The organism is uncultured Microscilla sp. (assembly GCF_947493425.1).
Taxonomy (GTDB): Bacteria; Bacteroidota; Bacteroidia; order Cytophagales; family Microscillaceae; genus Microscilla.
Genome location: NZ_CANLRP010000083.1, coordinates 1 through 23,647 on the forward strand (window position 1 = coordinate 1; position 23,647 = coordinate 23,647).

15 protein-coding genes and 1 CRISPR repeat array are annotated in these 23,647 nt (G+C 39.8%); of the genes, 7 read left to right on the forward strand and 8 right to left on the reverse strand.

The window, feature by feature from the left end; translation table 11 throughout:
- The first annotated feature begins 241 nt into the window (after positions 1–241).
- From Q0954_RS19645 to Q0954_RS19665, 5 genes are all read left to right on the forward strand, one after another.
- Complete coding sequence (locus tag Q0954_RS19645; RefSeq protein ID WP_299459303.1) at positions 242–898, forward strand: hypothetical protein; 657 nt, start codon at positions 242–244, stop codon at positions 896–898.
- 442 nt (positions 899–1,340) lie between these two features.
- On the forward strand, positions 1,341–2,456 hold the full coding sequence (locus Q0954_RS19650; RefSeq protein WP_299459304.1) for an SO2930 family diheme c-type cytochrome: 1,116 nt from the start codon (positions 1,341–1,343) through the stop codon (positions 2,454–2,456).
- Between the two features lie 406 nt (positions 2,457–2,862).
- Positions 2,863–5,892, forward strand: coding sequence for a tetratricopeptide repeat protein (locus Q0954_RS19655; protein WP_299459305.1), 3,030 nt, complete (start codon positions 2,863–2,865; stop codon positions 5,890–5,892).
- 1,531 nt (positions 5,893–7,423) lie between these two features.
- Positions 7,424–7,696, forward strand: a complete 273-nt coding sequence (locus tag Q0954_RS19660; RefSeq protein WP_299459306.1) for a hypothetical protein — start codon at positions 7,424–7,426, stop codon at positions 7,694–7,696.
- Positions 7,696–7,944, forward strand: a complete 249-nt coding sequence (locus tag Q0954_RS19665; protein ID WP_299459307.1) for a hypothetical protein — start codon at positions 7,696–7,698, stop codon at positions 7,942–7,944. The genes Q0954_RS19660 and Q0954_RS19665 overlap by 1 nt, the downstream gene beginning before the upstream one ends.
- Before the next feature lie 456 nt (positions 7,945–8,400).
- Here Q0954_RS19665 and Q0954_RS19670 read toward each other — a convergent pair whose 3' ends face one another.
- The gene (locus Q0954_RS19670; RefSeq protein WP_299459308.1) at positions 8,401–9,243 is read right to left on the reverse strand and encodes a LysR family transcriptional regulator; all 843 of its coding nucleotides are present in this window, start codon (positions 9,241–9,243) and stop codon (positions 8,401–8,403) included.
- A gap of 115 nt (positions 9,244–9,358) precedes the next feature.
- Here Q0954_RS19670 and Q0954_RS19675 point away from each other — a divergent pair, with 115 nt between their 5' ends.
- Positions 9,359–10,018: a peroxiredoxin-like family protein gene (locus Q0954_RS19675; RefSeq protein WP_299459309.1), complete on the forward strand. Its 660-nt coding sequence runs from the start codon at positions 9,359–9,361 to the stop codon at positions 10,016–10,018.
- A 50-nt stretch (positions 10,019–10,068) separates the two neighbouring features.
- Positions 10,069–10,659: an NAD(P)H-dependent oxidoreductase gene (locus Q0954_RS19680; protein ID WP_299459310.1), complete on the forward strand. Its 591-nt coding sequence runs from the start codon at positions 10,069–10,071 to the stop codon at positions 10,657–10,659.
- A 140-nt stretch (positions 10,660–10,799) separates the two neighbouring features.
- On the opposite strand, the gene Q0954_RS19685 is transcribed toward Q0954_RS19680, so the two are convergent.
- From Q0954_RS19685 to cas7d, 7 genes are all read right to left on the reverse strand, one after another.
- Complete coding sequence (locus tag Q0954_RS19685) at positions 10,800–13,442, reverse strand: phage tail tape measure protein (protein WP_299459311.1); 2,643 nt, start codon at positions 13,440–13,442, stop codon at positions 10,800–10,802.
- A 220-nt stretch (positions 13,443–13,662) separates the two neighbouring features.
- A CRISPR array of direct repeats spans positions 13,663–17,707; the repeat unit is 30 nt; unit sequence ATTTCAATTTCTGAATGATCCGATTAAGCC.
- Between the two features lie 210 nt (positions 17,708–17,917).
- Positions 17,918–18,181 (reverse strand): CRISPR-associated endonuclease Cas2, encoded by a 264-nt coding sequence (cas2, locus tag Q0954_RS19690; protein ID WP_299459312.1) that lies wholly within the window; start codon positions 18,179–18,181, stop codon positions 17,918–17,920.
- Between the two features lies 1 nt (position 18,182).
- Positions 18,183–19,187: a type I-B CRISPR-associated endonuclease Cas1b gene (cas1b, locus tag Q0954_RS19695; RefSeq protein ID WP_299459313.1), complete on the reverse strand. Its 1,005-nt coding sequence runs from the start codon at positions 19,185–19,187 to the stop codon at positions 18,183–18,185.
- A 35-nt stretch (positions 19,188–19,222) separates the two neighbouring features.
- Complete coding sequence (locus Q0954_RS19700) at positions 19,223–19,726, reverse strand: CRISPR-associated protein Cas4 (protein ID WP_299459314.1); 504 nt, start codon at positions 19,724–19,726, stop codon at positions 19,223–19,225.
- Entirely contained in the window at positions 19,723–21,789 is a 2,067-nt protein-coding gene (cas3, locus tag Q0954_RS19705; protein ID WP_299459315.1) for a type I-D CRISPR-associated helicase Cas3', read from the reverse strand. The genes Q0954_RS19700 and cas3 overlap by 4 nt, the downstream gene beginning before the upstream one ends.
- A complete protein-coding gene (gene cas5d, locus Q0954_RS19710) occupies positions 21,782–22,447 on the reverse strand; it encodes a type I-D CRISPR-associated protein Cas5/Csc1 (RefSeq protein ID WP_299459316.1) in 666 nt (221 codons plus the stop codon). Before cas5d ends, cas3 begins: the two co-directional genes overlap by 8 nt.
- A gap of 266 nt (positions 22,448–22,713) precedes the next feature.
- On the reverse strand, positions 22,714–23,646 hold the full coding sequence (cas7d, locus tag Q0954_RS19715) for a type I-D CRISPR-associated protein Cas7/Csc2 (RefSeq protein WP_299459317.1): 933 nt from the start codon (positions 23,644–23,646) through the stop codon (positions 22,714–22,716).
- Position 23,647 lies beyond the last annotated feature (1 nt).

Here is a 23,647-nt window from a genome sequence, read left to right on the forward strand (position 1 = left end):
TATTCAGGAAGTCATTCAATTGGGGACTATGAATACATAAAACACAATCTACTTGACTATTTTTGTACGGACTATTGGTATTACAGGTTTTTATATGTTTATTAATAAGCATTTATGCCGCAAAATGTCCTCAAAAACCACCTACATAAAAGTTGCAATATATGATCCCCTGCCCCAAATTAGCCAATGTAAATATCACAATTATATTACACTTTTTTTCCACCTTATAACGATTAGAATAATGAAAATTTTTAAATATGCATTATCAATCTTTGCATTGAGCTTTTTCTTGATCGCAACACAAGACCAGGCGCAAGCACAAACTACCACTGTTAGACAAAATGTAGTTTTTGATGGATCTATTGACAATAAAGATACCTGGAGATTTCACCGTTCTAATAATAATACTGGATTATATGTAGGACGTGACCCTCAAGGGAGTGCTGCTAATCGCTGGGAGTTTTTGTTTAGGTCTGGAGGCGTCTTCGAGGCTAAATTTATGCAAATAGGAGATGTGATTGGTGGTGACCGACAAGGTAATTATGCAGGTAAACGTCCTGTAGGTGACGACTATCGTTTGTCTGTAGATGGTAAAATTATCACAGAAAACCTCACTACCTTACCAAGCGGTAGCTGGCCAGATTATGTCTTTGAAAAAGATTACCAGTTGCAAAGCTTAGGTGAAATAGAGTCTTATGTTCAAAAAAACAAACATTTACCCAATGTACCTTCTGCTAAAAAGGTATTGAGCGAAGGTTTTGAACTTAATGAAATGACCAAGGCATTGCTTAAAAATCTGGAAGTATTGACCTTGCATACTATTGCTCAACAAAAGCAGTTGAAAAAGCAGGCACAAGCCATCGAAACACTTCAGAAAAAACTAGCTAATCAAAAATAAATAATTTAAGGGGAGGTTTATCAAGCTTCCCCTTTACTCCTTCATTTTATACAAAAGCCAACATCTCTGTTGGCATAATTTAATGCATCAACTTAGCAATTTCATCTAACCAATTGGTTTAGTAAAACTACAAAAATAACCTGGTTTAAGCTCTGAACAGCTAATCCATAGAACGGTATCCTGGGCGGGTGCACTTCCTCAAAGTTTATCCTGTAAGGAATTTGTTACATCACTTTAGTTTCAGAGTTTATTTGTATGAATGATAAGTGGTTTAAAGTCAGAGTTTTAAGTTTTATTTACAGGCGTGTGTCCTCTTTGTTGTCCATCATAAATGGCTATAAAATTATTGTACAAACTATTTTTTTATCTCAAATTAGCTGATGAAGGTTTTAAATAAGCTTTCAACCTACACAACATATTGATCACTTAAAAAGAATCATTTATGGGGAAGACCAATTTCCCTGTTATCCTCTATTTTATGTACCAGCAGATGACAAGAAAAGTATATCTATTTGCTTTTAGTGCTCTTGTGTTTACTTTGACCCTTGGGCATACGCTAGTACCTCGCTCCAGAGGTTTTGTTAATAACTATCCATTGAAGCTCTCGCTGTATGGTTTTTTCAGAGGTAAATTAGCTGAATTACTACCTGCTAAAGGCGTAATGCCTTATACACTCAATACCCCTCTTTTTTCTGACTACGCTCAAAAAGCACGCTTTATAAAGCTACCTAAAGGTAAAAAAGCCAGTTACAATGCCAAAGAAGTATTCGAGTTTCCTGTCGGTACTACTCTGATCAAAAACTTTTTTTATCCCATAGATGCCCGTGACCCCTCTAAGGGCAGGCGCCTGGTAGAAACACGTTTGCTAATACATGAAGCCAATGGCTGGAAGGCATTGCCTTATGTATGGAATGAAGAACAAACTGATGCTATGCTTGAAATTGCCGGAGAAACCAAGCAAGTAAGTTGGATAGATAAGAAAGGACAAACTCGCAAATTAGGGTATATGATTCCTAATATGAACCAATGTAAGGGGTGTCATGTGCGGGGCAGAAAAATGATGCCGATTGGTCCCAGTGCCCGACAATTGAACGGCAATTTTATTTACCCAGATAAGCACAAAAAAATAAATCAATTGCTGTACTGGCAAAAAACAGGGATGCTACAAGGTTTACCTGCATTAAGTAATGTGCCCAAAGCTCCTGTATGGAATGATCCTTCTACAGGAGACCTCAACGCCCGTGCCCGTATTTGGTTAGACATCAACTGTGGGCATTGTCACCGTCCAGATGGACCCGCCAATACCTCTGGCTTATTTTTATATATCCACGAACAAAATATGGCAAAGCTTGGCGTGTATAAATCTCCTATTGCCGCAGGCAGAGCCGCACAGTATGCTAAATATGACATACTACCAGGAGAACCTAATCAATCTTTGGTTATTACCCGCCTTGAAGCTACTGATCCTGGCATAAGAATGCCCGAACTGGGCAGGCAAACGGTGCATCAAGAAAGTCTTGAGCTTCTCAAAGAGTGGATAAAAAATATTAAAAAGTAGAATAATAGGGATAAAAATCTCCTTGCCAAGGATAGATGAGGGCAAGTGTGTAAAAGAAGGAGTTTCTGACTCCTTTTTTTACTATTAACACTTACTGCTGATCTTTCGCACCTTTATTTAAAAACTTGCATTTAATAAGTATCTGAAAATCAATCAACTACAATAAAACATTATTTCAGGTTAAAAACGAAAATTCATAATTCACACTGTTTTATCGTACTTTTACGTGGTTAGGCTAATTTTTTAGACTTCATTATTAAACAGTATGTACTAAAAAGAAAATTCACAAAATAAAGTATCTTATTTTTTAATTTGAAAAAAATAATATTTCGTGAAAATGGTGCGAAAGACCAGTTACTGTATTTACAAATATCTTCACAAAACATATTATCTAAATCAGCCAATTATGAAAGTTTTATTTTCAGCTTTATGTCTCCTGTTGCCCATGTTGGTAACTGCCCAGAATCAAAAAATAATTGACTCGTTAAACCGCCAATTACCAAATATTACCTCTGATCATCGGAGGATAGAAATATACAATTCAATTGCTTGGCAGTACCGTCGGGCAAACCTGGAAAAAAACCAGCATTATGCCCAAAAAGCGCTTCGTTTGGCCGAGAAAGTCGACTTTACTGAAGGAAAAGTCGAGTCTTATTATGCCATTGGTGCGGGTTTTATGGAGAGTCAAAGTTATGAGAAAGCCTTGACGCTATATGGTCGAGTGCTACATATTTCCAAAAAAGTAAAGTATTTGTTAGGTGAAGCAAAAGGTTATAATGGTTTAGGGGCCCTCTATCAATACCAGAAAAACTATCCTAAATCAATCAAGTATTATCAAAAGTCTCTCAAGATAAAACAGCAAATAGGAAATTTGGACGAAATATTCAACACTTATTATAATATTGGCAATGCTTATTGGAGGTGGGAGAAGCTCGATTCTGCTGCTACATATATACATAAATCCATACAAATAGCCTTACAACTAAATCATCAATCAAAAGCAGCTGATAGCTATGATATATTGGCGCTTATTAAAGTAGACCAAGGCAAGATTGATGAGGCGTTTGGGTATTATGATCACGCAATTAGTATGTCGGAGGGCTCGGGTAATGATGCTCAGACTGCTTTGCTTTACAACGACAAAGGCTACCTTTATCAAAAAACCAGGGAGTTTAAAAAAGCGCTTCAATCACATAATCAAGCCTTGACCTTGTATCAAAAAATAAAATACCTAAGGGGGTATGCAAGAGTGTATTCCAGTATAGGCAGGCTTTACTGGAGGCAGGCCAAATACAACGAAGCAATTGAGTACTATCACAAAGCCTTGCAAATCTATACCCAACTAAACCGACAAACAGATATAGCGAAAGTATATGATAATATTGGATTGATTTATAGTAATCAGGCATTATACAAAAAAGCGCTTGATTACCACCACTTATCTTTAAATATCAAATTAAAGTTAAATAATAAGCATTTATTAGCACGTAGTTATTGGTATATAGGCTTGGTATATAAAGATAAGAATGAGTACGAAAAAGCCAGGAAGTATTATTTTAAAATAATTGCCATGGAAGATGAGTTAGACGATGAAATGACAATAGCCCAGATCAATTATTCTCTTGGGATTACTTATTGGTACAATGGCAATTACCCCAAGGCGTTGGATTATTACCAAAAAGCACTTTCGACCTATAAGAAAAATAATCACATCAAAGAAATTGCCAAATGTTATGAAGCCATTGGAATTATTCATGCTCAGCAACAAGATTACCCTCTAGCTATGGAGTTTTTATTAAAGTCTGCAAAATTTCGTGAACGACTCAAAAATAAAAACAGTTTGATTTACTGTTACAATAACATAGGAAATTTATATGAAGATAATAATGACTATCGGCTGGCTGGCATATTTTTTCAAAAAGCGCTGAAACTATCAAAACTTACTAATAATTCGCAAGGGTTAGCTGATACGTACCTTAACTTAGGGCATTTGGAGGTAGAAAAGAAAAACTTTCCTCAGGCAATTGTTTATTTTAGTAAGGTAAAAAAAATGAATCATATAGATATAAGTGCTCGGCTACAAAATAAAATTTATTGGGGAATAGCTTGTTACTACCTGGGAAACCTCACCCAAGCCTTGGCATTGATCAACGAGGGGATGGAGGCAGCTCGCAAACAACATAGGCTGTCGCTTGTGAAGATAGCTGCCAAAACTCAAGCTAAAGTCTACAAAGCTTTAGGTAATTACAAAAAAGCCTATCAAAGTTATCAGGTTTTCAAAGAAGCGTCAGATAGTTTGCATAATGTAGGCGTTACCAGAAAAATTGCCCTGCTGCAGGCAAAACATGCTTTCAACAAAGAAAAAGACTCTATACAGCGAGTTCAAACTCATGAAAAGGCGTTGCTTAATGCCAAAATTATACAAAAAGATTTAACCAATCGTCTTCAGTATCGCACTCTTCTATCAGTTTCTTTGGGGTTATTGGTTACATTACTTTTTGCATTCTATACTAATAAAAGTCGCCGTGTCAAACAACAGTTAAACAACATATTAATTAACCAACAGCAAGAACTGAGATATAAGAATGAAGTGCTAGAAGTGAGTAAAGAGGAAATCACAGCACAAAGAGATATGCTGGAAGAACAAAAGCAAGTGCTTTCGCTGTACAAAGATCGTACAGGGCAAAGTTTCAGGGCTGCCAGGCGAATTCAAAAAGCTTTTCTTCCAACTAAAGAATGTCTCTTTTCTATTTTTAGTGATTTTTTTGTGCTGTACCTGCCCAAAGATGTAGTTTCAGGTGATTTTTATTGGGCAACAGAGGTCAACAATACAAAGGTAATGGTGGTGGGCGACTGTACTGGACATGGGGTACCTGGTGCTTTTACTACAATGATTGCCCACAAATTACTTGATCAGATAATTAATGTTGAGCAAATGGCATCTCCTGCTACTATTCTGAACAAAATGCAACAAGTGTTTCAGCAAAAACTGATGGATGATAAAAATCGCTATGTGGATATAGGACTAGATGCCGCTGTACTTACTATTGAATCCAACTCATCGCAAGTAGTACAAGTAACTTTTGCCGGGGCAAGACAGAGCCTAAACTATATATTACCCCAAAACAACAAAATTCATTGTATTCGAGGTACTCGTAAATCAATAGGAGGCATGCGTTTAAAGAAACGTGAGTTTGCAAATCATCAAATGTTACTTCCTAAAGGCAGCCTGCTTTATATGGGTTCCGATGGATTTGCTGATCAAAATAATAAAGCATCTGAAAGGTTTGGTACAGATCGTCTTTTAAGAATACTGGAAAAACACCATCAATTACCAATGAAACGCCAAAAAAATAAACTAATGAATATACTTTTTAAATACATGGTAGGCGTAGAACAACGTGATGATATTTTATGGATAGGAGTGAAGTTATAAGCTGACATTTGCTGTATTTTAGTTGTTCGACACTGCACTACAGAATATAATTGGAATAATTGTGGTGCAAGCTTGGCTTACTTTCTCGAATTTATTTCGTCTCAGGTGAAAACCTCTCAGGTTGTAGGTCTCTGTTTTATGAGTTATAAAACCTTGCTTCAATAAGATTTACTTTGCAAAAGGGACCCCTCAACTATTACTTTACCCAGCTTTTTTTCATTGCCTTGTTCAGGTGGAGTTAAGCCTGTTTTTGCTACATCAAGTTTTGATGTAAATGCCTTCCAAAAGTTCTTTGCGAGCACCCCTTGATTAAGCCGTTCAAAATGATTGCTTCAAAAACGTTTTTTCAGGCAAGAAATATCTTGTAACAACGATTAGTATTTTAAATACTTCTAAACAAAATTGCTGACTTTCTATTATTTCTGTCCATACCTGATAAACTACACCTACAGTGTTAAACCTGGGTCATCAAGCAGGGTATTTCTTTATGAGTTTAGCCTCAACACAAGGTTAACTTTATTCATATCACTACCTGTTTTTAACCTTGAAAATTAACATTGCTATCCGGGTGATAAAGTCGATAAATCTGTTTTAAGTTATTGAAAATCAGTATTTTAAAATTTATTTAAGTATGCTATATCCACTTGTATGTCCTCTCTTAATCCCCCATAAAAATTTGCATTTAGCAGCTAACTTAACCGATATTAGCGTCTGTAATTACAACACAGCTCAAACACTTAATTAATACACTTAATTGCCCGAAACATAAGTAACTACCCTGTTAATTGAAAACTGATAATGAAAAAAGAATGAATAACAACCAACAATTGCAGAAGTAGTTCAAAGATCAAAAGCTGATGCTTATCCGCTACTTTAGCGGGGTATTTTGGAGTCAGGAAAGTACTGATTTTCTTGATTTTTATGCAACAATACTAAATATATCCTAAATTAAATGTTATGAATCGTCAACCAAATACTAACACTAGATCTGCAAATAACTATATCCAACAATTAGTCAGTTGCTTAGACAATCTCAATGACCAAGCATTTTGGCAATATGCCCAATTTTATGGTTTAGTTGCCGAAAACTTCCAATACGACAGGTACAAAGCCACCATAATGCTATTAAAAGCAAGCAGAATGAATCATAGTTTTGCAAAAAAAGAACTACGGCATTTAGGTTTTCACTCTACCCCTATAAAAAATGTAAGTTAAGATTTGCTCAGACTGAATTAGCCTTTGCTGTAATGCTCTTTTTTGGGTTGCTACGCTTAAAAATGATTAACGACAGCATTGTTAAGGGTTATATATTAGAAGGTGTAAAGTTGCCTGAATTAAAAATCAACAATGTTGACGTTTATATGATGGCTATGTTTATGTATGCTTGCAAGGTTGTATAACATTTCCTTGGAAAAATCATAAGTGAATTTGCCTGTTCTAATATTACCTTACACTTAAAAGCAGGGGATATTTTATCCCTTGTTTTTTTCTTCATCAATCAATTCAACTTTTTTTATATCCTCTATGCAAAATGGTAAAACTCAGAAATACCCAAGGACAGTATGTAAAACAGTGGATGGAAACTGTTCATCTATTAGACGACAAAACCTTTTGGCACTATGCAGGAATGTATGGTGTTATTCCCCAAAACTTTCAATACAGCCGTGATAATGCAAGTCAACTATTACTGAATGCTAATTTTGTAAATGAGGGATTTGCTTTTAAAGAACTACAGTACTTTAGAAGACAGGCAAAAAACCTTCATAGGTTTTATAATTACACAACACAAAACATAAAAAAATAATGATGGATAGTTCAGAAACACCACCTCCAAAAACTCCCCTAATTTCTTATACACAATTGTTGAAACAAAAGCTACAATCTTTAAATGATGCTAATTTTTGGGAATACATGCTTTTATATGGGGTTATACATAAAAATAATCATGGATGCAGAATCCAAGCTTGCCATAGGCTCATGAATGCATCCTTTGTAGATCAGTGCTTTGCTGCTAAGGAACTAATGTATTTACAAACTCAATTTGGGGCTTAATAAGTACTAACAAAGGTTAATTTTAAAATAAAAAAGTTTTACGTTCTGATAATCAATGAGTTGTGAAATTATTGGTTTTTAGTGACCTTTCTCTGTAAAACAGCTAAGGAAACACGCCTATAAAGCTGTAGGCAATAAGTGCCTATAGCTTTATTTAGGAATATGTTCAAAATAAGTATTGAGCTTGAGGGCACAAACTCAAGGCTGAGGCATTTTTTGCTGCTGCTATAGCTACAGCTAAAAAAGCTCATAGTTCCGGCGGAACTGTCAGGGTAACGAAAGTTGACAAAGAAACGAAGTTTAAGCGCTGCAAAGCTAATTTGTTCTAAATCGGACAGCTATTGTTGAGATCTACGCCCGAAATCCCGTTTACGGGGCGATCACGTTCCTTAATGCTTGTACCAACGCAACAAGTATTCTGTAATTATAATTACAATGAAATATTCTTAAATAGCTTTATGACTTGATAAACTTATCTAAAGCCGGAAAGTGATGGTTTTTTTTCCAAATCATCATAATACGACTCGTAAAGCTCACCCCATCCAATGGTATATAGGCAATACCAGGTTGTGCCTGTATGGGTTGGCTCATAAGTGAACACCCTACCTCCAAAGCTATCAATCCTCGTACTAACTCATCATTATCAGACGAAAACACTTGATTGATTTGAATTTGCTGACGGTGCAACTCTTCAAAAACTTCGTCAAACAATGTACAGTGTCTACGCTCAATAAAGGGCAAACCTTGTAATGCCTTGAGTTCTATTTTACGTTTGTTGGCAAGAGGGTGGTGATCAGCTATTGCCAGGGTGAGCTTTTCCTCATACAAGAATATAGACTCTAGTACCTGTTTGTTTATGGGAGTATCTTTTATAATAATACAATCTAACTCATTTTTAGTTAAACGTTCCATCAGTTGGGTTTCATTACCCTCACTTAGGCTAAATGTATAATCTATATACTGTTGTTTAAAACGGTGAATGCGAGGTAAAATCGCCTCCATCAATATATTATTTAGTAGTCCTACTTTTAACTCTTTCGATTCCAGATTGTCAAAGCCAGTTTCTATTTGATGCCATACTGCCAGTAATTGCCTGGCTTTAGGCAACAGCGCCTTGCCTTTGTTTGTTAGGCTCACATTACGTTTATCACGGTGAAAAAGCGGAGACCCAAAATGAGTTTCCAGCTTTTTGATACCTGTCGAAAAGGTTGATTGCACTACAAAGTTTTTGGCGGCAGCCTGAGTAAAGTTTTTGGTTTCAGCAAGGGTTACAAAATATTTTATAAACTGAAGATTCATTATTGATAAAAGCGATAAGTGTAATCTGAAAAATCTATTTCCACAATACAAAGGTATGTATTTACTTTGCATCTGTAAAAACGATTTAAGATAATTATTTATCAAATTTAACGATATGAACTTCCAACAAAGATTACAAAGTATCAAAGAAAGAATTGAGGGCAATTTGCCCGCCGACTATCTCAAGGTAATGCATGGTGCCACCGAAGATCTTAAACAATCGGGTATTCAAGAAAAAGTACTTAAACCAGGTCAAAAGATGCCTGCTTTTAATCTACTTAATCAAGATCAAAACCCAATTGATAGTCAGCAATTGCTTAATAAAGGGGCACTGGTGATTACTTTTTATCGAGGTGTATGGTGCCCATATTGCAATGCTGACCTTGCTAACCTGAAAAAATATGTAACAGAAATAAACGCCGCCGGAGCAAAATTGATTGCAGTATCACCAGAACAACCCCAATTCTTGAAGAAAATAAGCGATATGCAAAAGCTGAATTTTGATATTTTACACGACGCTAATAATGAACTTGCGGCAGCATTTGGGCTAAAGTTTACCTTGCCCGAAGACCTGAAGGTAGTGTACCATAATCAGTTTAATATAGACCTTACCATACAACATGGTAACTCTGAATGGGCATTGCCTATGCCTGCCCGCTTTTTGGTAAATCAGGCAGGTATAATTCAATATGCTGAAAGCGAACCTGACTATCGTAACCGACCTGACCCGGATGAACTAATGGAGGTAATGGTAAAAGTAGCTGGAAGTAATTAAAATCAATATCTTTTGTTATAAGCATAAAAATACTTGTAAATACAGAAACGATGAAAAAAGCATTCATTATCAATGGACATCAATATTATGAATTTTCGCAGGGAAAATTCAACGCTACGCTTGTAGAAAAAGCCGCCAAATTACTTAAGAAAAAAGGCTATGAAGTGAAAACTACTGAAGTACAAAAAGGTTATGATGTAGAAGAAGAAATAGCGAAGTACAAATGGGCAGATGTAGTTCTTTTACAAACTCCTATTAACTGGATGGGAGTGTCTTGGAGCTTTAAAAAGTATATGGACGAAGTGTTCACGGCTGGAATGATGGGTGAGATGTCGGCAGGAGATGGCAGAACAGCAAAAGCTCCTAAAGAAAATTATGGGCTAGGTGGATTGCTTAAAGGCAAATACATGCTATCGCTCACTTGTAACGCTCCTAAAGAGGCATTTAACAACCCCGACGAAAAGTTTTTTGCTGGTATCAGTGAAGATGACTTATTTTTACCCATGCACCTCAATTTCAAATGGTTTGGTTTTGAACCTTTACCTACCTTTGTGAGCTACGATGTAATGAAAAATGCAGAAATAGAAAAAGACTTGACACGTTTTGAAACTCATTTCGAAGAAGTTTTCAGCAAGATTTAATTAGATAATTATTTGAAAATGGTAAAGTGAAGCTAAATATCATTTTACCGTTTTCATAAATTAACCAGAGGGTTGTAGTATTCAAATAATGAGACAACTTCTCCAAAAGTAAGTAATAAATAATACACCTGCTAAAGCATCTACCCCTCCTGCACCATCATTGCCCCGTTGATCTTGCGCACAATCTCCTGTACAATCAAGTCGGCCGATTGTTGCACCTCCTGACCTTTGGCATCCAGGTTATTGATGCTGTCTACATTCATCCCGATGATATTGCCAATGGTAATGTTAATGTTTACCTGTTTGCTGCCTCCCCCCATGATTTTGTTCATGCCACTCGCACTGGTGGTGGCAATTTCGTTACTACCACCAGTAGGGTTTACCTTGGGATGGCCAGGCTTTTTAGCGGGTGCAATCAAAGTATTGAAAGCCGCACCAGTCATCGTATCCACCGTTTTTTTCTTACGGTCTTCATTGAACCTGTCTATCTCATCCTGTAGCTTTTTAAGGCGTTTTTTACGCTCTTTTTCTTCCTTTTCCTGTTGTTCTTCGGCGGGAGTCTTGGGTTGGGGCTTTTTGTCTTGCTTGCTTTTCTCCTTTTGTTTCTGGCTCATACTGTCTGCCTCTTTCGACATCACCCCAATCAGGCGCAACCCTTGTTTGATTTTGTTGAATACCCAGCTAAACTTGTCAATCAACCAGTTGAACAAGTCACCAATGCCACCAAAGACTTTGCCCACAATGGTACCCAAACCCTCAAAGGCTGTACCTACCACTTTAAGCAAAATGCCTCCAATCCACAAAAAGAGTTTGCCCAGTGGGGTAAGCAGGCGTAAAATCACCCAAAGCACCGGACGCAAACCATTAATCACTGCCGTGACTCCTGCCATGACATTCCCCAACAAGCCTCCCACATCTACGTTTGCCCGAAACGAATCGGCAAGCTGATAGACAAAAGGCAACACCATATTTACCACTCCGGTGATTGCCTTCCAGATGTGCCCAAAATTGTCCATAATCGTATTTGCCACGTTGAGCACTACTTCAATGAGAGGCGATAACGCCCCAATCAAGCTGCCCGCAATGTTCCACACATCCTGACTGACCATCAGCAGGTTGGTGCGCAGCCCACCGAGCAACTGCTGAATATGATCTTTCATGGGGGCAAAGGTGGTGGCCAGGCGACCAATCAACCCTGAGATATTAGCAAGCATTGTGGCAATAAAAGGAGAGACAAAGCTGACTGCCTGGGCAATGCCCTGTACCACCTCTTTTACGCCCAGCGAAGCGTTACCAAAAGCGTGCAGGCTCCCCTTTGCCCCCAACAAATCGCGTTTGAACTGGGTAAAGGCTTGACGCAAGGGAGCAAAAGCATCGCTCAAAACTTTGTAATACTGCCCAAAGTTTTCGCCCAAATCACTGAGTACCCCCGTCATTGATTGGGTCATGCGGCGCAGGAAAGGATCAAAGCGGTCACCGATTTCAATCATTAGCCCACTGAAAGCCGACTTTGCCTTGGTCACATCCCCCGCCAGGTTGTCTTCCATCGTTTTGGCCATTTTCTGGGCGGTACCCGCTGCGGTGTTGAGCACAATGTCGTAGCCCTTGATGGCTTCAGCTCCTTTGAGGGTAATCTCTCCCCCTTTTTTGAGGGCAGCCTGCAAACGCTTTTCCCCAAGGAGTCGCTTCATCAGGGCTACCTGGGTAGCATTGGCCGCATCAATTTTTAGCTTCTTTTCTCCGTTGAGCAACGAGAGCATGTTTTTGGTGGCCTCAGAACCATAAAGGGTGGCAATGGTGGCTTGCTTTTGCTTGTCGGTCATATTGACCGTGACCCGGTTGAGCTCCTGAATCATCCCGGCAATGCCTTTGAACTTGCCCCTGGCATCAAACATTTCAATCCCTAAGCCTTTCATCAGGGTACGCATTTGACGGGTGGGTTTGGCCAGGCGATTGAAACCCGAAGCCAACGTAGTGGTGGCCACCGAACCTTGCAAACCATTATCGCCCAAAATACCAATTGCCGAAGCTGATTCTTCCAGGCTTACTCCCAAAGCCCTGGCTGTGGGTGCCAGGTACTTCATACTTTCGGCGAGCATTTCGAGGTTAGTATTACTGGAAGTAATCGTTTTGGCAAATACATCGGCTACCCGGTCGCTTTGGTCGGCACTGAGCCCAAAGGCAGAAATGGCATTGGAGGCAATGTCGGCGGTGCGTCCCAAGTCCATGCCCGAAGCCGCCGCCAGGTTCAGCACTCCCCCCAAGGCACTGGCGGCATCCTTTGCCGAAAAACCCGCCATTCCCAGGTACTCCAAACCTTGCCCCGCTTCTCTGGCGCTAAACTTGGTGCTTTTGCCCATTTCCAGTGCCTTGTTTCTGAGCACTTGAAACTCCTCAGTATTCGCATTGCTGATTGCCTTCACCCGGCTCATTTGGGCATTAAAGCTCATACTTTCTTTGGTAGCCACCCCAAAAGCAAGGGTGGCGGCTACACCTGTAGCAAGTAAGGTCTTTTTAAGCCCTTTGAAAGCAGTGCTCACTCCCGCAGCCATTACCCCCCGTAGTTTGCCCATTTTGCGGATGACCCTTGAAATGGCGTTGCCCACGGCAGCTACCGCACGGCTTGCCACCGGGAAACGCTCCTGAAACTTGCCCGCTGCTTTACTTGCCTGAGCACCCAGTTGTTCTACCTTAGACCTGGTATTGCCAGCCAGCTTGTGTAGCTTTTCCACCTTGGAACTTGCCAGGTCCCGCATTTTGAGGGCAAACTCGTAGATTTTCATGAGATGTTTTTGCTCTCAAGCTAGGCGGGATTTGAGGATAGTATAAAGTCTTTATTTAGGCTTTAGTTAATTACAAAGGTAAAATAGTAGCTAAAGACAAGGATTAAAATCAAAAGTATTTAGGTTGGTGTTTTGAATGATAGGGTTAAATATATTCAGAAAGTTTTATGCACATGACTGTTATCAATTTCTGAATGATCCGATTAAGCCACTGTATTGTTATGAGGTAGCTGGATGATCCGATTAAGCCTGGTAGCGCTCTATTAGCTCGATGGTTTCTTCATCTATTTCAATTTCTGAATGATCCAATTAAGCCTGTTAAAAACTGTAATGATATTGAAACATTAGAACATATTTCAATTTCTGAATGATCCGATTAAGCCATTTTTTTCTTTTGAAGTAGTTCTGTAGCTTGCCCATTTCAATTTCTGAATGATCCAATTAAGCCTTTCATTTTTCGCGAGGGAAGACAACAAAAAACAGAATTTCAATTTCTGAATGATCCGATTAAGCCCCTCTGAGCAAATAGATAACCAGAATCTTTTGCCACTTATTTCAATTTCTGAATGATCCGATTAAGCCAGCATTGGCGAGCAACACAAAGACACAACAAATCATATTTCAATTTCTGAATGATCCGATTAAGCCAGACTTGGTCTTTCAGGGGCTGGGCAAAGAAGACCTTATTTCAATTTCTGAATGATCCGATTAAGCCGGTTTGAAAGATTTCTAGGTTTCTGCCTGGCAAAATGATTTCAATTTCTGAATGATCCGATTAAGCCGTTCTTTGCTAGATGGCTAGATGTAAAGTTCAGTGCTATTTCAATTTCTGAATGATCCGATTAAGCCTTCAGTTGTTGAAAGGTAAAGGTATTAGTCATTACTATTTCAATTTCTGAATGATCCGATTAAGCCTGGGAGCGAAACAGAACAAAAAAAGGCATTATCAATTTCAATTTCTGAATGATCCGATTAAGCCTCTTATTCATATCGCTGCTCTATATATAGGAACTTCCTATTTCAATTTCTGAATGATCCGATTAAGCCTATACTTTCTTTTATCACCTTTGCTTATAAGATATAATTTCAATTTCTGAATGATCCGATTAAGCCTTTGATACCTATATGCCCACACTTTACGAATGATGGAATTTCAATTTCTGAATGATCCGATTAAGCCACTGGTAGTGAAAATAACAAAATAGAAACAAGTACATTTCAATTTCTGAATGATCCGATTAAGCCTTTGAAATATCAATTTTATGTAAGGTTGTATTTCTATATTTCAATTTCTGAATGATCCGATTAAGCCTGATCTTTGTTATAAGATCAAAACAGTACCTTTTATGATTTCAATTTCTGAATGATCCGATTAAGCCCCCAACCAAAAAAGCAAGCCACTACCCCGCCAACCGACATTTCAATTTCTGAATGATCCGATTAAGCCAGGGGTGGTAAGCATTGTCGCCTTTAATAACTTCATTTCAATTTCTGAATGATCCGATTAAGCCTGTTATGTGAATACACAGTTTTCAAAGAAAGATAAGATTTCAATTTCTGAATGATCCGATTAAGCCGAAAACGGTTGCGGGGCAAACCTATCAATTTGCAGATTTCAATTTCTGAATGATCCGATTAAGCCCAGCGACAGCAGCAGCAAAACAGCAGCAATTAATTTATTTCAATTTCTGAATGATCCGATTAAGCCTGTTGAAAGCAACGATTCTTCTGTGCTAGAAGAGTCATTTCAATTTCTGAATGATCCGATTAAGCCTTGGCATGGGGCAGAGCGTGTCGTTATGAATTAAATTTCAATTTCTGAATGATCCGATTAAGCCGGGGGCAGCCCTTATTATAAGCAAAGCGCCCACCATATTTCAATTTCTGAATGATCCGATTAAGCCAATTAGAAAAATAATGCAACCTATTCCGGGAAACTCATTTCAATTTCTGAATGATCCGATTAAGCCTTTTTTGTCGACCTTTTGTTTGAGCTCCCCCCAACTAATTTCAATTTCTGAATGATCCGATTAAGCCGGATGCAGCCCAAAAGATTGCAGACCAACAAGGAGATTTCAATTTCTGAATGATCCGATTAAGCCGCTTTTTTGCCTGACCATAGACATCACTGCATTGTATTTCAATTTCTGAATGATCCGATTAAGCCAAAACGTGAAGATGAATACTACCTATTTTACTACAGATTTCAATTTCTGAATGATCCGATTAAGCCGTTAAGTTAGGGAAGCCAATGGTATTACCATCATTATTTCAATTTCTGAATGATCCGATTAAGCCTACGATGCGACGAACAAACAAATGCAGTTCCACGACATTTCAATTTCTGAATGATCCGATTAAGCCTGGGGGATTTACCACCAGTGCCAGAAGATGAAGCGAATTTCAATTTCTGAATGATCCGATTAAGCCTTCTCCTTGCAATTCTATCTTTACGCCTTCAAAATCAATTTCAATTTCTGAATGATCCGATTAAGCCATGAGGGGCTTTTGGTTTTCTGCGCATTTTTTCAATTTCAATTTCTGAATGATCCGATTAAGCCGGGACATCGCCTATGGCGGGGGGATCAAGTTATACCATTTCAATTTCTGAATGATCCGATTAAGCCAAGGGTTGTTTGTGTTTTGATTGCGACAAAAACCGTATTTCAATTTCTGAATGATCCGATTAAGCCGCATTATGATTATTTTTTGTTGCTCCTCTTCTGCTTATTTCAATTTCTGAATGATCCGATTAAGCCGAGGAGTATGTGGAGGAAGTAAAGCTTGATAATAATATTTCAATTTCTGAATGATCCGATTAAGCCAATACTGGGAAGATAAAGAAGCGCGCACCTTACTCTTATTTCAATTTCTGAATGATCCGATTAAGCCTATCAAGCAAGTAGCAGAAAACCAAGCAAAATCTTATTTCAATTTCTGAATGATCCGATTAAGCCAGTCGCTCATCTACAGCAAGCCGACGAATTACCGTATTTCAATTTCTGAATGATCCGATTAAGCCTCCTCCTGGATGGAGGACATGACATGACAGAAATTAATTTCAATTTCTGAATGATCCGATTAAGCCAACCGTTTATTTTTTTTGCTCTTATTTTCTCTTTTATTTCAATTTCTGAATGATCCGATTAAGCCAAAGGCAAAAATGTAAAAGAAATTGCAAAAAAATTATTTCAATTTCTGAATGATCCGATTAAGCCCGTACCCGTTGAATAGTACTCTTACAGGGCTTACCTATTTCAATTTCTGAATGATCCGATTAAGCCCTTTGAATGGGCACTTTGAGTCGACTTTCAAGGGTATTTCAATTTCTGAATGATCCGATTAAGCCTGCTTCCATACCGTGTATTGCTGGGGAACAATGATATTTCAATTTCTGAATGATCCGATTAAGCCATTGGTTCAGTCATTTTATCAGACCTATACAAGGTCAATTTCAATTTCTGAATGATCCGATTAAGCCAATCATTTGTTCCTTTGGTGGTTTGGGTGTTTTCAATTTCAATTTCTGAATGATCCGATTAAGCCAACCGAAAGAATACTCGACCGCGTGCTGGGTATATAATTTCAATTTCTGAATGATCCGATTAAGCCCTTGTGTTTTTCTTATGGTATCCAATACACCACGCTATTTCAATTTCTGAATGATCCGATTAAGCCCTTCTTCATTGGCTCAACAGAAAATCTATGATGATATTTCAATTTCTGAATGATCCGATTAAGCCATTAGGGGCTTTGTGTCTACCGACTCAAGCAATGCATTTCAATTTCTGAATGATCCGATTAAGCCTGTACATGGTAGGTAGTGCTGGTTTGTTACTTTGATATTTCAATTTCTGAATGATCCGATTAAGCCTTTGGCCGCCGCTCCGTTTGCCATTTTGGAAACGAGATTTCAATTTCTGAATGATCCGATTAAGCCTAGGATAATCAATGATGAAAACACCAGGGACTCACACATTTCAATTTCTGAATGATCCGATTAAGCCACTGACTAAGGTACAATGTAGTTGATGGTATTCTATTTCAATTTCTGAATGATCCGATTAAGCCCTGTAGACGGGCTGTGTAAAGACATACCAAACTATATTTCAATTTCTGAATGATCCGATTAAGCCACGTTTGCAAATTCTTTTCTTTGAGGGCGTGCTCGATTTCAATTTCTGAATGATCCGATTAAGCCTTTCAGCTTCGCCTTCTGGCTCATCTACAAGCTCATTTCAATTTCTGAATGATCCGATTAAGCCCCGTGAAATAATGGCTAAAAATGGGCATTTACAGGCTCAAATCAAAGATAAGGAAGGCATTTTTAACCTTGCAAAGTCTGAAACCCCCAATAGTGTAAAAAGCTCTAGAGGGTTTCAGACTTGCTATACAATTCATTATCAGTGCTTTATAATTACAACTTCTAAAAGCACCTCGCAAGATTGAAGTAAACCAGCAAGGTTACAGACTTTTCATAAGATATTATCCAGCGAATTACGCTCTTGCCCTATCACTTCTTTGTCTAACCAACGGGCTTGCCGCGACTTGAATATAATCAAACTATCTTGTTTTTTATCCATCAACTGTCCCGCTTTTAGCTTCAATTCTTGTAACTTTACCTCAGTAATTTCCCCCTCAAACACCGAGTTTTGAATCCAATGCAGGTATTTTCGGCAAAGCTTTAGCATTTTACCTACTCTTTTCTCTCCACAATCATACACCAATATCACATACATATTACCACCATATTTTAAAAGGTTTATAATCGTCCATATTCAATACATGTTTGGCTATTTTATAACACTCTAGCTTTACCAATTGCCCATAACTTACTTGTTTTTTTAGGGTTCTATGAGCAATGGTTTTCTTAAGGCGTTCGTCCCAGGCATTCACAAATATTTTTTTACCTGCTTCTTTGAGCAGGCATTTGTTTACCTGAAGGTCAAAATCTTTGGTTTGTATTTTTTTCAGGTTCAACACATTAAAAATGAGGCGGTCTACCAATATGGGTTTAAAGATTTCGGCAAGGTCGAGCGCCAACGAGTAACGCCGGGTACCTGGTTCGTGCAAAAAACTAATGGTAGGGTTGAGCTGGGTGTGGTAAATCATATCCAGGCACAAAGCATAACACATCATGTTGCCAAACGACACCAAGGCATTTACTTCATTGAGCGGGGGCTGCTTGCTGCGGTTGCCCATCTTAAAATGCAGCAAAATTTCGTCAAAAGCGGCATAGTATGCCTTTCTTATGTTGCCTTCTATGCCCATCAATGTGGGCACATCTTTAGCTATCAATGCTTGTTGTATCAATTGATTGATCGTAGCAATGTGTTTACCCACTTGCCTACCCTTGCTTTGGTATTGGCGTAAGTTCCTTAAAATGTTGGCCGCTGCCCCTTCTACAAACCTACTTGCCAGTAACATTCGCTTGTGAGATTGTTGGTAGTGGTTAGTCTGATTGATTTGTACCTGCCCCGCCAGTAAATAATCGCGTGGCATAAACGACCCTGTATAGTGCCCGTAATAATCAAAGAAATGTACCGTCACCTGATGTTTGCCCAAGAAATTGTACAAAGCACTATTGGCATCCAGGCTACCCAACATATACAATACTTTGACTCCTTCTACTGGCAAAAACCTGGTTTTTAGAGGCTCCCCTTCTTTGTCTCTTATAGTAAACTTTAATGTATTATCTTCTCGCTCTAACCGCCCGGCATTGAACAAATAGTATGATTTTTTCATAAAAATAGAATGGTTTTAAAACAGAAAAAGCCTGGTCACCCAGCCCAGCAAAACTCATAGTAGGCACACTTTTGACAAAAACTTTGGGCAATTTTGTCTGGACAGGTGTTGCTGTCTATCAACAAACGAATGGCTGCCACCCACTTTTCAATGACTGGTATGTCTTCCTTTTCCAGCATTACTTCCTGCTTTTCTTTAAGCAGTGGATATTCAAGCAGACCTTTGGCATTGTCGAGCCCATGCTGAGCGAGTACATACAGGTAGTATTTTACCTGGGCTATGTGGGCATCGCTCATTTTATTGGTCTTTTTTACCTCGTGTACTACCTTATTTTTGGCATCAAAAAAATCTACCTTGATGCCCCCTATTGCCAGCTCGGTGTACTTATCCGGACGACGATGATAAGCTGTATCGCCCAGTAATTTGCCTGCCTGGACTACCTCTGAGGTATGCTCCATCTGGATGCCTTTGGCAAACAACCACAATTTGCGTAAGCATACATGAAAATAATGGATGTGGGTTCCTGTAATGTTGGTCATAGCAAAGGCTCGTCTGAAGCAATACTTTCAATTTTTACCCGGTGGGCATCATAGGTAAGTGACAGCAAGCGAAGTTTGTCTAATAACTCTAGCTGAAGCTGTACGTGGACTTGGGTCAAGTCTTGTTTTTTTAGTTTGGCTTCTATGCGTGCAATGCCCTCTTGAAACTTTTTTTGTATTTGCCATTTCTCGCGGTAGTCCACCAAACGGTTTTCGAGGGCGTGCACGGCGGGAATGGTCGCAATATTATACTGTAGCTCCTTGTCTCGTTCTTTGAGGTTTCCCACTATGTATTCTATGGTAGGGGGTGACTTATCTTCAAGTTTTCTTACTTCTAATATTTGTTTGTGTTGCAATATCCAGTCGAGCGAGTAGTTGAGCTCTATGTCCAGGGCTTGGTCTATGATTTTAACCACCATCGAGCCATCCCTAAAGCTCAAGTAAGTGTCTAAATAATGCCCCCACCATTCCGCCCATTGGCGTGCATCATATCCACTACGCAAGCGTTTTTCGTGCTCAGCAAGTAGTTGCGCCACGCTTCTCGACCTTAACTTTTCAGGAGGCGTGCTCAAAGCATCGGCAAGCAAATCTTTGATCAAACCATTGATTTGCCTCAGCAACACATAGCGGCTATAGGCGTGCTCTACTTGTCTAAAAAACTGGGTATCGTCTAGGCGCTGTTGCAGGCGGCGGCGGGTGTGGTAGCTTTGGTGATGCCTGATACTGTGCTCAATGCACCACATATACTCGCCCAGGTATTGGGGTACTTTTTTAGAGTAAAACTCTTGGTGGCGTAAATGAGTCACCAATGCTTCTACGAAGTCGTAATAGGCAATGGTTTTGCCTTTAAGCTCACGTGCCAATGCCTTGTATTGGCTGGCGTTGTCGAGGCAAATGACCACCTTGCCTTCCTCATTGCCTCTGGCCACTCGCCCAAAGCGCTGCACAAAATTTTGGTAAAACTTGCCCGGTTGCATCAAGCAATATTGCACCTCATAGTTTACCCCTACCTCTGCCTTGTTGGTGGCAAGTATCAAGCGGGCTTGTTTTATTTTGGTTTGGCTGTCTTCTTCTTTGGGTGCGTAGCCCGTGCTGGCGTATATTTCGTGTGGGGCAAGGGCAAAATGTTGTTCAAGCTGAGTTTTCCAAGTGTGCACCTCACGCAATTGGTCAAAAATAATCAATGCCTTGCGCCCTTCGGCAAGTTCTTGGGCTATAGTATCTAATTGGGCTTCTATGGTGTCGGCAAACGAATTGCTCCAATAAAACAACACCTCTAGCTTGCCGTGAATGGCTCTAGCTTGGGTAGGTTCATCTACGATTTGCTCTATAATTTCGCGTACTTCGTCTGCCCCAAAGTTGCTTTCTAGCAATTCCTTAAGTTTGGGTTCGGGCGTGGCAGAGGTAAAAATGTATTTGAGGCGGTTATTATGGTCTAAAATTAAGTCTCGCAAATAGGCTAAGGTGAGAATATTGGCAATTTGCGCCTCGTCGTATAAGTGGTACTCGTCAAAAATGAGGTAATCAAACAGCTCCAATAGGTTGTGAAACTCTTTGCGTCCTGTGTGTTTATTGAAAGCATATTGGTGGTAGCCCCCGTGCATGGTATAATTGATAATGTCGGGGTTGGTGATCACCAAGTCGCTGGCGCGCACTATAGCCAGGATAGCCTCTAACCTGTCAAAGCCCTTTTTGCCTGCGGCATTGAGCCGGGCGCTGTTAATCACCTCTACCTTAAGCTGGGGGTAGGTTTCCCTAAAGTTTTTTGCCAGCTCTTCAATCAAAGCATTGGTGGGCAACACCACCAAACCCACACAATTGCGATCAGTAGTAAAAGACTTCTGGGGGCGCTGCTTTGCCTCTAGCACAGGAAAAGGAAAGGCGTAACTCTTGCCCGTGCCCGTGGGGGCGGTAATGATGGTAAAAGTGGGCAAAGCGTCAAAATCTTCCTTAAACACCCTTTGTATCTCGTGCAAATAACCTTTTTTGCCATTGCCAAAAATTGCCTCAGCGTTGGTTTGCCGTACATATTGGGGGCGAATGCTCAACTCAAAACTACGCATGGGCAAACACCTCCTCAAAAATTTCTTTGACCTCCGTGAGCGACAATTGCTTAATGAGAGCGTAGTTTTCTAACACATATTGAAAGTTGAGCTTGTTTTCACGCAGCAACAGACTTTGGGCTTTGTCGAGGTTGCCAAACACCGTTTTAAGGGTAAAAGCATTGAGCCATACCTCCGCATTAGGTGGGTGGGTCTCTACTTGCACCAAGGTATTTCTGCCTGTACCTATGCGAATGGCAGGCGGCAACGCCTGGGGTGTAGCAGACAAAAACACGGCGGTGAAGGTAGACTTTGCTGCCAGGCCTTGTACCTGCCTGAAATTTTTAAAGGGCGATTTGCCCGATTTTTCGATGCGATCTGCATCATAAAAACCATCTACGTTAAACAAAGTATTTTGAATGTAGTTTTCAGTGCGTTGCACTGCCATGGGTGGCGCCACGGTGCAGTAAAAACCAAAATCTTTGATTTCGCCGTAGTGAGGTTGTTTGCGGTATTCGTAGCTACCAGTCACTGGCTGCAACATTCGCCGAAAGGCATAGCTCAACGCCAAATCGCCGATAAAGTTGCCCGTAATGGCTGCCGAACTGCTCCCACCCGATACCTCAGTATAGTAAAACAGGTGGTTGAGCAAGGTTAGTTTGATGGGTTGTATGTACATTTTTTCTTGATTGTTTTTGTTGAGAGTCGATAGCTTCTACAGCCTCAAGCTATTAGCCTTTAGCTTGAGGCTGCTTTACAAGCAACTAACCAAATTTATAGTACGTTGATTTTTAACTGTTTATAAATTTGGTAGATGGAAGTCAATGGTCGATCAATAACGTTGAACGCAAGCGCAGTGCTCCCTTGGGTCGGTTTCTTAACGGGTATTTTATGGCTCGCGTCAGCCTCTATCGACCATCGTCTATGGGCTATCGACTATCTATCCTACTTAGTCACCTTGATTGCTTTCAAAAATGCTTCACAATCTTCTTGAGCTTTTTTGTAATGCGCCTTTAGTTCATCGGGCTTTTGCCACAGTGTTTTTATCCACGTTGTCAAACCATCGCCTGCTATGTAATTGTCTTCGCCATAAGCAGTTTGCATTTTTTCAGTCATTGCCTTTTGCACACTTGAGAAGTCTACTCCTTCGCTGGCTTTCCAGTCTTGGCTCAAGCTAAAACTATTGAGGGGTGCTTCAAACAAGTTGAAACCAATGCCTACCAAATGATTTTGCACGTTGGCGCTTTGGGTAGTGCTTTGGGCACCGTAGCGGTTCTCAAACAGCACACAAGCCAGTAAGTGGATAAACAGCTCAGGGGTGACATTCTCTACGGTGATAAAATGAGGGAAGAAGGTGGCAGGTTTTACGTATTGCACTTGAAACAACGATTGGCGCAACTTGCCCGTGTCTTCGTTGTGCATAGTACCGCCCTCGCTCAAAGCATTGTGCTGTAGGGTGGCGGTGATTTCGCTTACATCGCGTAACGAATAAGCCCAATCGTAAATGGCGCGGCTGGTAAGTCCTACTGCATCGCCGCTCTCGGTCACCGAGTCGCCAAACAAGATAGAGTTGGGGTTGGCAAGTTGGGTGCTTTTTTTTATGACATTATAGCGTACTTGCTCGTCTACCACCCCAAACTCGCGGCATATCTTTAAGCCCATGAGCTTTTCGCGGCTTTTGAGCTTGCGCGCCGGAATCTCCACCACGTCTTTGTCGTCAGTAGCCTTAAAAGTAATGGTTTCGTCGGGGTAATTGCTTCTAATGATCATATTGCCCTTTACTTCGCGCAACAGCGCCAGCTTGATACTGCCCAAGGTATTGTCTTTGAGGTCTTTTACAAAGTAATTTTCAGGGATAAATTTATATAATGCTTGCATG